This window comes from Stieleria neptunia (assembly GCF_007754155.1).
Lineage (GTDB): Bacteria > Planctomycetota > Planctomycetia > Pirellulales > Pirellulaceae > Stieleria > Stieleria neptunia.
On sequence record NZ_CP037423.1, the window covers coordinates 8,523,583 to 8,539,419 of the forward strand.

10 protein-coding genes are annotated in these 15,837 nt (G+C 59.2%); 4 read left to right on the forward strand and 6 right to left on the reverse strand.

Features of this window, described 5'->3' with window-relative positions; translation table 11 throughout:
• Window positions 1–807: 807 nt before the first annotated feature.
• Window positions 808–1,908: an alanine dehydrogenase gene (gene ald, locus Enr13x_RS29690; RefSeq protein ID WP_145390455.1), complete on the forward strand. Its 1,101-nt coding sequence runs from the start codon at window positions 808–810 to the stop codon at window positions 1,906–1,908.
• Window positions 1,909–2,073: 165 nt separating this feature from the next.
• On the opposite strand, the gene Enr13x_RS29695 is transcribed toward ald, so the two are convergent.
• The 5 genes from Enr13x_RS29695 to Enr13x_RS29715 all read right to left on the reverse strand — a co-directional run bounded on the left by Enr13x_RS29695 (window position 2,074) and on the right by Enr13x_RS29715 (window position 7,204).
• Window positions 2,074–3,624, reverse strand: a complete 1,551-nt coding sequence (locus tag Enr13x_RS29695; protein ID WP_145390456.1) for a hypothetical protein — start codon at window positions 3,622–3,624, stop codon at window positions 2,074–2,076.
• A 198-nt stretch (window positions 3,625–3,822) separates the two neighbouring features.
• Window positions 3,823–4,704, reverse strand: coding sequence for a hypothetical protein (locus tag Enr13x_RS29700; protein ID WP_145390457.1), 882 nt, complete (start codon window positions 4,702–4,704; stop codon window positions 3,823–3,825).
• 253 nt (window positions 4,705–4,957) lie between these two features.
• Window positions 4,958–6,103, reverse strand: a complete 1,146-nt coding sequence (locus Enr13x_RS29705) for a hypothetical protein (RefSeq protein ID WP_145390458.1) — start codon at window positions 6,101–6,103, stop codon at window positions 4,958–4,960.
• Window positions 6,104–6,197: 94 nt separating this feature from the next.
• Complete coding sequence (locus Enr13x_RS29710) at window positions 6,198–6,623, reverse strand: STAS domain-containing protein (RefSeq protein ID WP_145390459.1); 426 nt, start codon at window positions 6,621–6,623, stop codon at window positions 6,198–6,200.
• A 305-nt stretch (window positions 6,624–6,928) separates the two neighbouring features.
• A complete protein-coding gene (locus Enr13x_RS29715) occupies window positions 6,929–7,204 on the reverse strand; it encodes an RNA recognition motif domain-containing protein (protein WP_145390460.1) in 276 nt (91 codons plus the stop codon).
• A 453-nt stretch (window positions 7,205–7,657) separates the two neighbouring features.
• Between Enr13x_RS29715 and Enr13x_RS29720 the strand changes: the two genes are divergently transcribed.
• Complete coding sequence (locus Enr13x_RS29720; RefSeq protein WP_145390461.1) at window positions 7,658–9,175, forward strand: hypothetical protein; 1,518 nt, start codon at window positions 7,658–7,660, stop codon at window positions 9,173–9,175.
• Between the two features lie 169 nt (window positions 9,176–9,344).
• On the opposite strand, the gene Enr13x_RS29725 is transcribed toward Enr13x_RS29720, so the two are convergent.
• Window positions 9,345–10,745 (reverse strand): mechanosensitive ion channel family protein, encoded by a 1,401-nt coding sequence (locus Enr13x_RS29725; RefSeq protein ID WP_145390462.1) that lies wholly within the window; start codon window positions 10,743–10,745, stop codon window positions 9,345–9,347.
• Window positions 10,746–11,044: 299 nt separating this feature from the next.
• On the opposite strand from Enr13x_RS29725, the gene Enr13x_RS29730 reads away from it, so the two are divergent.
• A complete protein-coding gene (locus tag Enr13x_RS29730) occupies window positions 11,045–14,836 on the forward strand; it encodes a PQQ-binding-like beta-propeller repeat protein (RefSeq protein WP_197455452.1) in 3,792 nt (1,263 codons plus the stop codon).
• Window positions 14,837–15,111: 275 nt separating this feature from the next.
• A complete protein-coding gene (locus Enr13x_RS29735; RefSeq protein ID WP_145390464.1) occupies window positions 15,112–15,795 on the forward strand; it encodes a hypothetical protein in 684 nt (227 codons plus the stop codon).
• The last annotated feature ends 42 nt before the right edge of the window (window positions 15,796–15,837 follow it).

Below are 15,837 nucleotides of genomic sequence, written 5' to 3' on the forward strand. Positions count from 1 at the left end.
TCGAGGGTGGCAAGCAAGATGCTTACCCCACTGCGGCCTTGTTCCCAGGCTCCCGCCTGGGAACACACTGCCATGGAGGCTCCTGCCTCAAAAGGTCGCCGGCGAAGCCGTCGAGGGTGGCAAGCAAGATGCTTACCCCACTGCGATCTTGTTCCCAGGCTCCCGCCTGGGAACACACTGGCTCGGAGGCTCCTGCCTCAAAAGGTCGCCGGCGAAGCCGTCGAGGGTGGCAAGCAAGATGCTTACCCCACTGCGATCTTGTTCCCAGGCTCCCGCCTGAGAACACACTGCCATGGAGGCTCCTGCCTCAATAGGTCGCCGGCGAAGCCGTCGAGGGTGGCAAGCAAGATGCTTACCCCACTGCGGTCTTGTTCCCAGGCTCCCGCCTGGGAACACACTGCCATGGAGGCTCCTGCCTCAAAAGGTTGCCGGCGAAGCCGTCGAGGGTGGCAAGCAAGATGCTTACCCCACTGCGATCTTGTTCCCAGGCTCCCGCCTGAGAACACACTGCCATGGAGGCTCCCGCCGCAATAGGTCGCCGGCGAAGCCGTCGAGGGTGGCAAGCAAGATGCTTACCCCACTGCGATCTTGTTCCCAGGCTCCCGCCTGGGAACACACTGCCTCGGAGGCTCCCGCCTCAAAAGGTCGCCGGCGAAGCCGTCGAGGGTGGCAAGCAAGATGCTTACCCCACTGCGGTCTTGTTCCCAGGCTCCCGCCTGGGAACGAGGTTGGGGTCGTGTAAACTACTTGCCGCGATCCCCTTTCGTAGCGGCGTGCGTGATGGACAACTCTTTCCAGAGACGATAGATGATTATTGGCGTTCCCAAGGAAGTGAAATCCGATGAATACCGTGTCGCCCTGCTGCCGGTCGGCGTCGAAGAACTGGTAGCCCGCGGTCACCGTGTGATCGTGGAATCGTCTGCGGGAGTCGGGTCGGGTCTGCCCGATGAAGACTACCTTCGGGCCGGAGCGGAATTGGCCGCGTCGGGTGCGGACGTGTTCGAGCAGGCCGACCTGATCGTGAAAGTCAAGGAACCGCAACCGGAAGAGTTTGCACTGATTCGCTCGGGCCAATTGCTGTTCACCTACTTTCACCTCGCCGCCAGCCGCGAGTTGACCGATGCGATGATCGACTCCGGCGCGACGTGCTTCGCGTACGAAACCTTGCGTGACGCGAAAGGGCGGTTGCCGCTGTTGACGCCGATGAGCGAAGTGGCCGGGCGGATGAGTATTCAGCAAGGTGCCAAGTACCTGGAACGCCCCCAGATGGGCCGCGGGATTTTGCTCGGCGGAGTGCCCGGTGTTCCGCCGGCACACATCACGATTCTCGGCGGCGGGATCGTCGGATCCAACGCGGCAAAGATCGCGGCTGGCTTCCAAGCCGACGTCGCGATTCTGGATGTCGACCTGGACCGGTTGCGTTATCTCGATGACATCATGCCGGCCAACGTCAACACGTTGTACAGCGATCGCCACACGATCCTGGAGCAAATCCAACGGGCCGATCTGGTCGTCGGTTCGGTGCTGATCCCGGGCGCCAAAGCACCGCAACTGGTGCGCAAGGAAGACCTGCGACTGATGAAACCGGGAAGCGTGGTGATCGATGTCGCCGTCGATCAGGGCGGCTGCATCGAAACCACTCGCCCGACGACCCACGGCAACCCGACCTTCATCGTCGATGACGTCGTCCACTACTGCGTCGCCAACATGCCCGGCGCCGTGGGCCGCACCAGCACGTTCGCCCTGTGCAACGCGACGACGCCCTGGGTGATCCGATTGGCCGAACTGGGCGGCCAGGGGGCGATCGACGCCGCCGGCCCGTTGCGAGAGTCCGTCAATGTCCACCAACGCACCATCACCAACGCGGCCGTCGCCAACGCCTTCGGAATGCCGCATTGCGACTGGTAGGATTGCGACAACACCAACGCGTCGCTGAATTGGGGTCAGGCCCAAGCGGCACAGGTGTAAGTGTTGGTGTGCAGGCTTTAGCCGCCCAGTGCCGCTGCTTGGCAGCGACCCGAACTCGCCTCAAGGCTATACACCAACGTTTGCTGAATCCCTGGCCACAAAGCATCAGGCGTCGACATTCATCAGTTCACAAGCTTCCTGATAGCCCGGTGCGGGTGTCCCGTATTCGCTGGCTGAGACCCTGGCCAACCCCACCAAGTGACGCCACCGCATCGACGGTCGCGTCTTCGCAAACTCTTCGGTCACCGTGCGATAATACTTTTCCGCATGCAACGCTCCGTCTTGGCTGGTTGCGAAGGAGAGCAGCACATCGAACATCGGCCGCGGGGAACCGCCAAGTTCTCCGTACCGTTGTGTGGCAGCGGCCGCGAGTGCCTGATCACGGTCGCGGACCGCAGCCTCGGCCGTTTTTAAAAGCTCTGACGGATCATTGATCGCTTCCACCGCGTCGTTCTCAAGCGGCCATCGATCGGGCCGAACATGCGGGCTCTGACCGGCGGTGTGGTAGGCACCGACGATCACACTGGCGACCGTATTGCGACGATTGCTGACCGCGGCAATGTTGCGCCATGCGTTGGCGGCATCCGACGCGTGGACTCCGACCGATGCGCCGTGCACCGAGCCCTTGACTTTGTCGCCGTCTTGATCGTTGGACCGCCCCGGGTCGTGCAGCAACAGCAAGTTGGCGGCGATCGACATCGCTTCACCAATCTGGTCCGGCGCGTATCCGTCGGCCAGCGCTTGGGCGGCGGCATCGGCAGCCTGACGACGATCGCTTCGGAACAACGTCCACGCCATTTCGTCGATCCACTGGTCGTCTCCTTGACGCGCTCCGATCGCTTTGCCAGGCAGCTTGTACTGGTCGAGTAACTTCGGCAGCAATGTCCACAGTTCAGGATCGGGTCGCCCTTTTTCGAGACGATTCTTTGAGTCCTGCAAACAGAATCGCACCGACTGTCGCAGTAGTGTGCCGGCATGTTGCTGGCCAAGCAGATCAATTGCAAGCCACGCCCGCCACGCCAACACCACGCGGTGAACGTTTGCGTCGTCTTGGACAGGGAACTGGACCTTGTTGAAGATTTGTTTGGCAGGCTGATCCGAGATCGATGCCATGATCCGCTCCGCGTTCACTACGTCCGCCTGCCGCGTCGCCGCTTGCAATGCCTTTGCCGAAACGCGTGCCCCTTCGTGCTTGACTGCATCGAGACGCTTGAGCACTTCGCGGCTTGATCCTCCGAATTGTTGAATCCGATCCGTATTGCGATACAGAACTTTCAAAATCGGCAGTGCACGTCGTTCCGAAGCCAACTCCGCCGACATTTCAAGCGCCGGTGAGAGCGCCATGAAGGTATGAAAACCGACGTAGTCGTGACCGCCAAACGTGCGCGCATTGGCCAGTGATCCCGCCGCAATCAACGTCGGCAAATCCGTTCCCCCGTTGATCCGATCAAGGAGCACGCGTTGCAATCGATTCAGCGGCGTCTCCTGCATCAGTGCGACCAACGGCTCCATGTCGCCGAAGGTCAGACGGTCATCGCGGTCCTCCGCATAGGCCGACGAGATCCCCAAGTCCCCGGCGAGCGACGCTCCCAGGCTGCCCACCAACATCCCGCTTCCAACCTTGGCCAAAAACCGACGGCGATCGTTGCACTGCATCGTTCTTCTCCGGAATGAGTTCGAAACCCGTCTCGCAACAGCAGTTTTCGCAGCCAGAGAAAGCCGCGACTCGCTTTCAATCTAACGCACGGCGATACCGAATGCGAATTCCGCATGCGCGGCGACAACGGCACGAAACGACAACCGATCGCAGACGTCGCCAAGTCGATCCGCGCCCCCTCGTATTCCCGCGTCCGCTCACCTGCCGGCGGTTTCACGTTCAAAGGGACCGAGACTGGTGTACGTTTCTCGCCTGTTCCGGACCTTGTTCCACGGCCAAATCTCAGTCCGCCAGACTTCCTGGTCTCGATAGGTCGCAACAAACTTCACGCTGTTCATTCGCACGAGAGCAAACTGCCACTGCAGTTTTGCTTTGGCCTCGATCGCCTCGACCATCAAAAACACTTCCGGATCGGTGCCTTGGACGAACACAAACAGCATGCCGTCACGAACGTTGGAACTCGCATCGCTGTAACGGAACAGGGGCTGGGCGAGTAGTCGCAAACGTCGCGACACGCCCGCCCGATCGGTCTTTTCAATTTGCACGGCGCGGGAAATCGCCCGAGCTTGCCGCAAACGCACCGCCGCTGATTCCGCCGGCGGGGTTGAATCGGGTACCGGTTGCCAGCGAATGCCCGCGCCCGGCGACTTCCAAACAAGGGTCCCGTCGCGCGCACCCGTGAGCGGCTCGCTCGCAAGTGAATGAAACTCGTGAGAACCGTGCGTCATCGGCGAGTACCACTGAAAAATCGACCCGATCACCTGCGGACGCCCTTGATCGGTCCACAGAAACACATTGCCGTAGACCTCTCCGGCAATCGGATTCGACCATTTCAAAATTGACTCGTCATGCAATCGCAAGCTCCGCGGCGGCGTCCCGGCGACCTGAAAGTCGTACTGGCGAGCCGCGTCCGTGGTGATCTGCAGCGCATCGGCAACGCGATCCTCGGTCCCCGATGCATCGCTGTTCGGATTTTCCGCTTTCACAGGACCAGTCGTGCAAACCGCCAAGACCAAGACCCACAGCCCAGTCCCCACACCTCCGGCCGACACGAACCACGGCGATAGTGTTTGATGCATGCGTAACTCCGGCTGGATAGAAAAATTCTGATTCAAGAGTCAGACGGCTCGAAACTCAACCTACCCGCTCCACGACCGACGATCAAGACACTTCGTCTACAACGTGCGAGATGACAAGCTTGCAACCTGCCGGGTGCACTCGGCTCGCGTCCATCGACCGATCCAATCAACCTAGCGAGTGGGATAGGCTTCCAGGCTCGTCATTCCAGCGTCGACAGGCTGGAAGCCTATCCCACTTCGTTTCCGTGCGTTGCTAAAAGCGATAGGGCACGAGCGTTGCGCTGTCGATCCCGCGTTTGGTCCCGTTACCGGTGAAGGCCCCATTTTTGTAAACGGCCAGGATCTTCAGTTGTCCCTTGCGACCCGGATTGGGAATCGAGAGTGAGAAACGCGATTGCGAGTCGACTTGGGCGACAAAGCCCTTGACCCAGTAGCCGCCAATTTTGTCATCACGATCATCGATCACCACGACACGGTGAACCGGGAAATCGATTTCCAGTTTCCCGCGAACGATGATCGCGTGGGACTTACGATCGTAGTCCGCCGTCACTTGCCGGAAACTCGTCGTGGGCAGCTTGTTTCGTGCCGTCGGGTCCCCGGTAAAGACTGGATGGGCGGAAAGAATTGCGGCGCTGGCTTCGGACAGATACGCCTTCGTCCTGTCGGGCATCTTGTGAAATCGATAAATCCGATTGACCGGTCCCATCAACGTATTCCCCTTGCCCAGTTCCACTTTTGGTCCGATGTGCGGCAAGCCCAGTCCATGACCGAACTCGTGGATACACCCCTTCAGCGTCAGCTTGTCGTTGAGCGGCGTGACCATTTGGCTGCGCGGTGAAATTTTCCCCGGCAGGTTGGTGTAGTTCAGCACGGCCCAGCCGCCGTCTTTGGAGTTCCCCGAACCGCGATAGCTGTCATGCCTGACGGGCGGATCACCAACGTAGACAAAGATCCAATACAGGTTGCCGGCAATCTTGATGCCATGATCACGTTTCAGCTTGTCGTGCACCTGCCGGCTGATCCACTGCTTCTTGTAGGCGCCACCGGCGGCCGGCAGATCGCCTTTGACGTGAATCACCGAGAGGTTGCCGTCGTCACCGCGATGAAAGATTTCCTTCCGAGCCGGCGAATACCCCCAATCGGTCAGCCCGTCATGAAAAAACTGTTCGGCGTATAAACCGAATTGATTCAGCCGATCCAAATAGCCTGCCCGCGGTGGCGGCTGAACATCGCTCGGCGTAAACAGAACGATCTGTGCTTGGGGAATCGAGGGTCCCTGGGCGACGACGTCGGCGGCACCGAGTGTCGAGACGCACCAGAGCAGAAGACACGCGGCAGTATTCCAGAAATCTCGCAGCCTGAAACACAGTAACGCCTGGGATGGGGTACCAGTTGCCATAACGGACAGCAAATCGAAGGAAATCGGACTCAAAGCAAGAACCGATTTTAGCAGACCCTTCTCAGCCGCGCCGGCAACTCGATCGGGATCGACATCAGCGTGGGAGACGCGATGGATAAAACGAGGCTTTCACGTCGGCGTCCAGATTGCAGAGCACCAGTCGGCTGCCCTTGGCTTTCAGCCGTTGATAAAACGTTTCCAGGGCTTCGATCGACCCGGGAGTGAATTGGCTGATCCCTTCAAAATCAACGATCACGCGGCTGTCGTTCTGCAGCCATTTGGCAAGCCGCGTCAGGTCGCCGCGCAATTGGCTCTCCGATTCTTCTTCGCCGCCCAAAACGTCGGGATCGAAACGGACATGGAGAATCTGCTCCAGCACCGTGATGTTCAGGCTCTCCAGATGGTCTCCATCCAGATTTCCCAGGGGACGCACCGGTTCACGCGGCTTAAGCGCCAGGGCGGCGGCGGCCTCGTCGTGGAACTCAAACATTTCAAACGTTCGGTGGCGGTATTTTGCCATGACCAAGATTCTCGTTCGGGTAGATCCGCCGGCTCACGAGCCATGACGGAAAAGTCGCGGGCGATCGATCGGAGACGCCCGTCAAACGTCGCGATGGAGGCGTCGATGGACGACGGGCTCGGCGATCGTTCGTTGTCGCGACGGTGCACCAAGGCGGCACCGGGGCTGACAAAAGAAATCCGCCGATGCACACCGTTGTGATCAGGCGGTCGGCACACGTGGTGGGCGGCGGCTTTCGCCAGCGGCGCCCAAAACGTGAATGCCACGCGACGTTCAAATCGCGTTCAATTTTCCTACAGCGGTCGTTACCAACGTCCGCCACCGCCATTGCTACGCTCTTCGCGCGGTTTGGCTTCGTTGACCGTCACGTCGCGGCCGCAGATCGATTTTTGGTCGATTCCGCTGATCGCTTCCAGGCCGGCTTCACGGTCTCTCATTTCGACAAACCCGAATCCGCGTGAACGACCGGTGTCGCGGTCTTTGATCACGTTGACCGACTTCACGTCGCCGTACTCGCCGAAGGCGGTTTCGACGTCATTTTCGGTCGCGTCAAAGCTTAGATTTCCAACATAAATGTTCATAATTGAACTCCTTTTTGAGGTGATTCCGTGTTCACGGAAACAAAACAGGAGTCAAAAGAGAGGCCCACGATCGATGGATCGGGGACGCAAGGTGGTGCGAGGCACCAAATATTTCCAGCCGCGAGCGCCAGAAGAATCGAAAGGATCAATCACAGAGAACTTTAAAAAGCTCGGCCCGGAACGAAAATCCAACTCATCCGTAACAACAACTATCCGAAACTACTTTTCCAAAGCTCTCTCAATCTTCCTGGGTCGCGGAGGGAAGTCAGTGCAAACCGCACTTCGCGCTTCGCCATAAATCACGACACGATTCACTATAACACTTATCGACTGTGTGCGGCCAATAATCCAGCGGCAATGTCCAAATCGATTCAGCACGTCGACGTAACAGCTGCCTGATGCACGGTTTGGAGCATCAAAGATCGGCTATAATTTTCAGCGGACTGAGGGTGCATGCATTGGAAACTTGAAGTGACCTGTTGGATTCCGGCTGCCGAGACAACGATGATGCGACGCTGTTTTCTTGTGATCCTGATTGCATTGCTGACGTTTCAGTCGACGATCGCGAGCGAACCAACGCTCGATACTCTGCTGCAAACGTTCCACGAGTACTCCGGCGCGACCCTCGTCTTTCACCGCGACGAACTCCCTCCCGGACGCTACCACGACGTGCTCAAACCGCTCGACGAGTCCGGGAAGGCACTCGCCGCGGCGATTTGTCTGCAGGAAGCAAAGATGTATCCGCCGAGGTATCTGGAAGAAGTCGGTCTCAAGACCGTCGGGGTCTTTGCCGCCTGTGCGTCGAAGAGAACGTCGGACCGAAATCGACCCTATGACAAACAGCTTGGGGGCTACCGATACTTTGGCGTCTACAACGGCACCGACGCGATCGCCGCGGCGCTGTACAGCGAGGGACAGTTGGCGCTGACGTTTCATCACGAGATCTTCCATCATGTCGATGCGACCGTCGACGGCGAAACGGCGTCGTGGCAATTGTCTAGCGACGACGCGTTCTACCGGGCCGCGATCTCCGGCAGCCGGCCGTATGTTGCGCCGCCGATCGCCGGCGACGACTTGGTGGCACTGCGTCAGCGATGCTTTGGGCTGACGCTGAAAGACGCGGTCAGCGAGTATGCCGCCAAAAACCCCCGTGAAGATCAGGCCGAAACGGCGCGTCATCTGATGAGCATGCTTCCCAACGCGCTGGTGCAACTGACCGATCAACCCGAACTCGCCGGCAGCCAACGAATCATGCATGTGTTGCGGGAATACGAACAGTCGGTGCCCGATGGCCCCGGCATCGATTGGTTTGTCGACGTCGCGCTCCAGCGTGCCCATCACGATCTGTCTCGATTGACGACTGATCAGCTAGTGGTCCACTTGAAGGACTATGCCGACGGTGGCGAGAGCGGATACGACGGTGTCGCCGATGATCCGCGCGGTGCAAGAATCGCACTCCAAGCCATTGTGCGAGTGTCCCCCGATTCGGTGACCGCACAACAGGCGTCGGATTTCGTTCGACTTGCAACAGAGATCACCGGTGCCTTGCTGAAACAGCGGATTCGCCCTGATCGGTCTGACCAACGGTTCGACATTTGGGGACGCGAGGAAGCCGACGGCGTCAACTACACGTTGCGCCGTGACATCGTTCGGTTTGGAAAGGACGCGAAACGATTGAAATGGATTGCGCGAATCCATCAACAAGGCTCTGACGTCTCGAATAGTCAACTGACGCGAGCCCAATTGAAAAACCTTCGATTACTGGCTCGCTACTACATGTTCATCAGGTCCGGCTGGTCGGTCACCGACGGGACTCAGGATGTTTTTGAATCAACGCGGCAGACGTTTTTGAATTCGTTGGTTGATGACAATGATTCCGTTTACACGCAATTGAAAACGAGAGCGTATCCCGAGCTTGCCACCCAGATTTCGCCTGAGGGTCATTTCCTTAGCGCCGTCGATTCGATGTAACCGGATCCGATGATGTCGGCTTGGAACGGGCCCGATGCGTACCCCCGTTGATTGAGTGGGCCGCGGGCGCGTAAGCGGCCGGGCACTTCGGCGCCCGCCCGAGGCCTTACGGCCAGCGGCTCACCGTTGACTCAACCGTTTCTGATTGCACCATCCGGCCGATCAGCTCTCACGACTTCTCCGCCGGCGCACCGACTTGATGCACGTAGATATCGCGTTGGGGGAACGGGATCGAGATGCCGGCTTCGTCAAAGCGTTGTTTGACCGCTCGCGTGACGTCGGTTTTGACCTGCCACCAATCGCTCGTCTTGGCCCAGGGTCGGCAGACGATGTTGACCGACGAATCCGCCAACGCGTGAGTCACGACGACCGGCGCGGGATCCTCTAAGACCAACTCGTGCGACTTGACGACCTCCAGAATGATCTGTTCGGCTTGCTCGAAATCATCGCCGTAGCCGATTCCAAACTCCATGTCGACGCGTCGGTTCTCGTTGGCCGTGATGTTGGTGATGACGTTGTTCCAGATCGAGTTATTGGGCACATGGATCGTTTGATTGTCGAACGTCCGAAACGTCGTGGAAATCAGATTCATCTTGTCGACGGTCCCCGTGATACCGCCGGCGGTGACCACGTTGCCGATATCGAAGGGTCGATTGACCAGGATCATCAATCCACTGGCAAAGTTACTGAGTGTCCCTTGCAAGGCCAGACCGATGACCAAACCGGTCGCCCCGATCGCCGCCACGATCGGCGTGATGTCGATCTCCAAGGCCGTCAGCGCGACGGCGAAACCGACCACAAACACCACGTTCTTGATCGAATTGGAAATCATCCGTTCGGCCAGCTGAGAGAGTCTGACTTTCCGATCGAGCAACCAGTTGACGATTTTGGCGATGATCCGCGCGATGATGGACGTGATCACCAAGATGGCAACAAACTTGGCCAGATTCCAAGCCCAACGCTGACCTCCCTCCCGTGACATCAACCAGCCCACAAATCCGGACCACGCGGTTTGCACATCGGACGTATCCAGTTCGATTCCCGAGACCGCGGCGATGTAAATGCGATACTCCTCGGCCTCGCCCCCCTTGCGTTCAAGAGAATTCAAGACGACTTCCAAGCGGTCGCTCAAAGCCGTCCGCTCCTCCTGAAGCACATTGACATCTTCCAACAAGCCCTGCTTGGCCTCCACCATCTCCACCTCGCTGGTGCCGGCCGCTACGGCAGCAACGTCAACCGCACCGGCTTCGGCCGCTTCGTCGGCAGCCTCTTCCGCAGCCGTGGTTTCCAAGTCGCTGATCACCTGTTTGACCCCCAAACGAGCCCTGGCGATTTGCCCTCCCTTGGCACGCAGCAGAGCAAACCACGCGTCCGCTTCACGCTCAAGTTCCGACTTGGTCATCGGTTTGACCATGATCTCCAATTGATCGATCGGGATTTGCGGATCGCCGATGCGGACCGCCGGCGTGGAAGAATCGCCGCCCGATTGGTTGCTGGACTGGGCCTGCAGCGGCACCGGCCACCAAGTGAGACACACGGCACTGAACAAAATTAACCTGAAAAAATGCATCTGAGGGTTCGCTTGTCGTGTCAAAAGGGATCCATTTCGGAACGCTGCTGCCCTCATTCTTAGGGTTTCGCGCTGATTGCCAAGTCGATGCGTAGTAAGATGCCGCAGATCGGTGGTGGGAAGACGAGACAGGCAAGAGAATGGCGCCCGTCCCACTGTCTCCGATTCCCTCCCCCCAACCCTCCTTCCTCCCTTCGTTCTCCGCCCCAGCCCTGTGTGAATGCCGGGGCAACGGACGCACACCCAGAGCCAGCGTCATGACCATGGCGTGCCCACCACTCACCCCACCTGGAATTCGCATGATCGCTCGCAGGTTCGCGAACTACGTCGCCCACCTTGCCCTTCTCAGCATCCTGACCGCGTCGGTGGTGGCCGCCGACGACTGGCCGATGTGGCGATACGACGCCACCCGCTCGGCCGCCAGTCCGAACGAGTTGGACAGCGAATTGAGCCTGGTGTGGCAGAAACCGTTCTCTGCGCGAACTCAGGCCTGGGACGATCCGCTGAATCTGGACTTGATGACGTATGACCGGGTCTTTGAACCGATCGTCATCGACGGTCGCCTGATCGTGGGATTCAATGACCGCGACAAAGTCGTGGCGATGGACACCGACACCGGCCAACAGCTTTGGACGTTTTACACCGAAGCCCCGGTCCGCATGCCGCCGGTGGGATCGCGGGGGCACGTCTACTTCACCAGCGACGACGGCTGCTTGTACTGCGTTGACGCCGCGGACGGAAAATTGCAATGGAAATTCAACGCCGCGCCGAATTCACAACACGCGATCGGCAATCGGCGACTGACCTCGGCCTGGCCGGCCCGCGGTGGTCCGGTCGTGCGGGACGACACCGTGTACTTTGCCGCCAGCATTTGGCCCTTCATGGGCACCTTCCTCTATGCACTCGATGCACAGACGGGCGAAGTCCGCTGGGTCAACGATCGCACCGGTTCCCAGTACATCAAACAGCCGCACAGCGCCCCGTCCTTCGCCGGGGTTGCACCGCAAGGCGCCTTGGTCGCAACCGAGTCGCTGTTGATCGTGCCGGGCGGTCGCTCCGTCCCGGCCGTGTTCGAACGCCGCAACGGCGAAATGCGTTACTTCGAATTGAACGCCGGTGGAAAAGGAACCGGTGGTTCCTTCGTCGCCGCCGACGACCAACACTTCTATGTTCACACGCGGCAGAAAGGAACACGGGCCTTCAAGCTGGACGACGGCGTCAAAACCGCGTTCATGCCTAACGAACCGGTGCTGCACCACGGCAGGGTCTATTCGGCGGAATCCAAAGACAGACAGAACGTTGTCCGTGCCTACCGAGCCGATCAAAAACTCGATTGGGAAATCAACGCCGATGGCAGCGGCGATCTAATTTTGGCCGGCCACCAACTGGTCGCCGCGGGGGCGAATCAGATCAGCGTGATTCAATTGCCGGACGAGAACCGCCCCGCAAGGATCGTCAAATCGATTCCGATCGACAAACCGATCGAGCGATTGATCGTCGCCGATGGCAAACTGTTTGCCGTTTCGATCGACGGCCACCTGCTGTGCTATGGCCGCCGCAGCAACAACGACACCTACCCGCAGCGGGCAAAACTGGATTTGCCGCGCAGGACCGCGATAGACGATTCCGGCTCGGCGCGGCAAACCGCCGGCGAGTTGCTGGCCACCGGCGATGCGTCCGGATACGCGTTCTGGTTCGGCCGCTGCGACCACCCCACCGCGCTGGCCCTCGCGGCCGAGTCGCCCTTTGTGCAACTGGCAATCGTCGATTCGGATTCCACCGCGATCGATCCGACGCGTCGGCGTCTGGACGCCGATGACCGTTATGGCCGCGTCACGATCCACCACAGCGACCCCCTTTCGTTCCAACCGCCCAATTACGTCGCCAATATGGTGTTCGTCGCGGATGCGGAGCAACTGGACGAAGCCGAAATCGAATCCATTTATCAATGTGTGCGTCCCTACGGCGGCGTCATGCATCTGCTCGGTCGTGACAACCGAGATGCGATCGCACGGCGTGTCGTTGCGATGCATTTGGAACAAGCCGTCGTCACGACCGGCGAACACGGCGTGATCGTGCGACGCGTCGGCGCCCTGCCCGGATCGGCCGATTGGACCCACCAATACGGCGACATCGCCAACACCGTCAAATCCAATGACTCCCGGGTCAAGCTGCCGTTGGGTGTGCTGTGGTTCGGGGGCAGCAGCAACATGGACGTGCTGCCGCGTCACGGGCATGGCCCACCGGAACAAGTGGTCGGCGGCCGGTTGTTCATTCAAGGGATGAACTCGCTGAGCGCCCGAGACGTCTACACCGGACGCGTGCTTTGGAAACGCGACTTCGCCGACTTGGGCACCTTTGACGTCTACTACGACCAGACCTACGAGAACCTGCCGCTGGACCCGAAGTACAACCAGGTACATATCCCCGGCGCGAACGCTCGCGGCACCAATTACGTCGTCACCGAAGACCGGGTCTACATCGTCGAAGGAAGTGTCTGCCACGCGCTCGATCCGGCAACGGGGGAGTTGATCAACGATTTCCAGCTTCCGATGTCAGCGACGGGCGAACAAGAGCAATGGGGCTATCTGGGGGTTTACCAAGACGTGCTGATCGGCGGCCTCGGATTCGCGATGTACCGCCAACGCAACAATCTGTCGTTCGATTCCGACAAGAAACTGAAATCCAACAAAGCCGGTTTCGGATCCAAAAGTTTTGATCGTGCCGCCAGTGTCGCGCTGGTCGGCTTTGATCGCCACAGTGGCAAACAACTTTGGAAAGTCGACGCCCGCCACAGTTTTTGGCACAACGGGATCGTCGCCGGCGGCGGCAAAGTTTATTGCCTGGACCGCACGCCCAAACAAATCGAAGACGCATTGCTGCGTCGCGGTCAATCACGCAGCGACACCTACCGCATCGTGGCCATTGATTTTCAGACCGGAGAGCAAACCTGGGAAATCAACGACAACATCTTCGGCAGCTGGCTCGGTTATTCCGAGCAGCATGACCTGCTGCTCCAGGCCGGTGCCAAGGCCAGCGACCGGTTGGCCGACGAAGTCGCCGCGGGCATGGCGGTCTACCATGGCGACGACGGATCGGTGAAATGGAGCGACCCGTCGTTGAAGTACTCCGGACCATGCATCTTGCACAACGACTTGATCATCACCAACGCCAACTCCTACTCCGAATCCGCGGGTGCCTTCTTTCTGCAAACCGGTCAACCCAAGCTGGTCGAAAATCCGCTGACCGGTCAATTGCAACCGTGGAAAATCACCCGTGCCTACGGGTGCAACAGCATCATCGCCAGCGAGAATCTGCTGACGTTCCGCTCCGGTGCCGCGGGCTTTTATGATTTGCTGACCCATTCGGGCACGGGAAATCTGGGCGGTTTCAAATCGGGTTGCACGGCCAATCTGGTCGTCGCTAACGGGGTCTTGAATGCCCCCGACTACACCCGCACGTGCAGCTGCGCGTATCAAAATCAAACGTCATTGGCGCTCGTTCACATGCCGGCAATCGAAACCTGGAGTGTGCACAACGGCGCCTCGGACACCCCGTCGGGCGAAATGATTCGCAATCTGGCGATCAACTTTGGCGCCCCCGGCGATCGCCGTGACGAAGACGGCATGCTGTGGTTGGAACACCCCGTCGTCGCCGGCGATTCACCGCCGCTGTCCGTGACGACCAATCCAGAAACCCGCTATTTCTCGCGTCACTCGTCCACCGCCGCCGCCGCCGATCGGCCCTGGGTCGCGGCTTCGGGAGCCGAGGGCATCACGGAACTTCGCTTGGCACTGACGCTGAGAGACAAAAACGATGCGCCCGGCGAAGGCGAGGAAGAACCCGAATTGAAACGCTACGACGTCGAACTCGTCTTCGCGGCCCCCGTCACGGGCGAGCAAGGTGTTCGCGTCTTTGACGTCCACCTGCAAAACAAACGCGTCGCCGAAAACGTGACGATCGATGGTGCGGACCATGTCACGTCCACGCTGGTGCTCCGTGACGTAGAAATACGCAACGAAGTGCAATTGAAATTCATCGCCAAGCAAGGCTCGCCCGTCCTCTCGGGAATCAAGCTGAAACGACACTGAAAAAATCCTGGCGGGCAACGCTGAGAAGCATTTGTTAGCGGCAGGGCGCGAGCCCTCCGGTCTTTCCAACGGAAACCGGACGGCTCGCGGGCTGTCGCCGGTTGCGATCACGAGTTGGGCCAGAGCCAAAATGTAAAAGCTTTCTGATCTTGAAGCTTTCGTCCCTGCCAGACCGAATGCACTTTGTTATCAAGGAAGCAGTTTAAACAGGAGTCGGGACATGGATCGTTGATCGGACCTTCATCTCGTGACGCTATACTCAACAGGTTGTTGCAATGTTGTTTCCCTTCCAACCACGCTTCATCATGTTACACGCTGGACTTGCGATCATCGCATCGCTGGCCAGCAGCACCGGCGCGACGGCCCAGTCGCGACCGACAGGCATGCTGAATATCGGCTTCGCCCATGATCCCGGTGCCGACCATTACGATGGTGTCGTCGGGGCGCGGGGAGACGTCTGGAACTTCGTCAGCGTGGGGACAACGGCCAAAGATTTCATGCGTTTGAGTGACACTCGTGGCAGCACCGCGCGTTTGCGAGTCACGCGACACGATGGAGCTTGGGGGATTGCCGGGCAATCGGGAATCTTCCACGGTTACATCTACGACAATTGCCGCTGCAAGGATTTGGAGGTAACGATCCTGGATCTCGAACCGGGACGCTATCGGGCGTACGTCTACGCACACGGAGACGCTCCCGACCAGAACGCCAACATCGAATTGCACGTCGCCGGCGAAAGCCTAGGCAAAAAAGCGACGGCAAATGACGGCACCCACGGCTACCGCTCGCAACCGATGACCGAAGGCGTTCAATACGTGACGTTCGACTTCGACGTTTGGCGGGGAAACGAAATCAAGTTCATCAGCCATCGGGACGGCAGTTCGTATTCCATGTTCAACGCCATCCAGCTTGTTCCGCTCAACCGTGAAGCGGATCCGGCGTCGGGGAACGGCACCTGACCGCTGAATCGAATTCCATCAACCGATTGCGGTTACAATGAA

What these genes read in the sequence shown, in the direction of transcription:
- ald (WP_145390455.1), top strand. Translation starts at nt 808, where the DNA reads ATGATTATTGGCGTTCCCAAGGAAGTGAAATCCGATGAATACCGTGTC.
- Enr13x_RS29695 (WP_145390456.1), bottom strand. Translation starts at nt 3,624, where the DNA reads ATGCAGTGCAACGATCGCCGTCGGTTTTTGGCCAAGGTTGGAAGCGGG.
- Enr13x_RS29700 (WP_145390457.1), bottom strand. Translation starts at nt 4,704, where the DNA reads ATGCATCAAACACTATCGCCGTGGTTCGTGTCGGCCGGAGGTGTGGGG.
- Enr13x_RS29705 (WP_145390458.1), bottom strand. Translation starts at nt 6,103, where the DNA reads ATGGCAACTGGTACCCCATCCCAGGCGTTACTGTGTTTCAGGCTGCGA.
- Enr13x_RS29710 (WP_145390459.1), bottom strand. Translation starts at nt 6,623, where the DNA reads ATGGCAAAATACCGCCACCGAACGTTTGAAATGTTTGAGTTCCACGAC.
- Enr13x_RS29715 (WP_145390460.1), bottom strand. Translation starts at nt 7,204, where the DNA reads ATGAACATTTATGTTGGAAATCTAAGCTTTGACGCGACCGAAAATGAC.
- Enr13x_RS29720 (WP_145390461.1), top strand. Translation starts at nt 7,658, where the DNA reads ATGCATTGGAAACTTGAAGTGACCTGTTGGATTCCGGCTGCCGAGACA.
- Enr13x_RS29725 (WP_145390462.1), bottom strand. Translation starts at nt 10,745, where the DNA reads ATGCATTTTTTCAGGTTAATTTTGTTCAGTGCCGTGTGTCTCACTTGG.
- Enr13x_RS29730 (WP_197455452.1), top strand. Translation starts at nt 11,045, where the DNA reads ATGATCGCTCGCAGGTTCGCGAACTACGTCGCCCACCTTGCCCTTCTC.
- Enr13x_RS29735 (WP_145390464.1), top strand. Translation starts at nt 15,112, where the DNA reads ATGTTGTTTCCCTTCCAACCACGCTTCATCATGTTACACGCTGGACTT.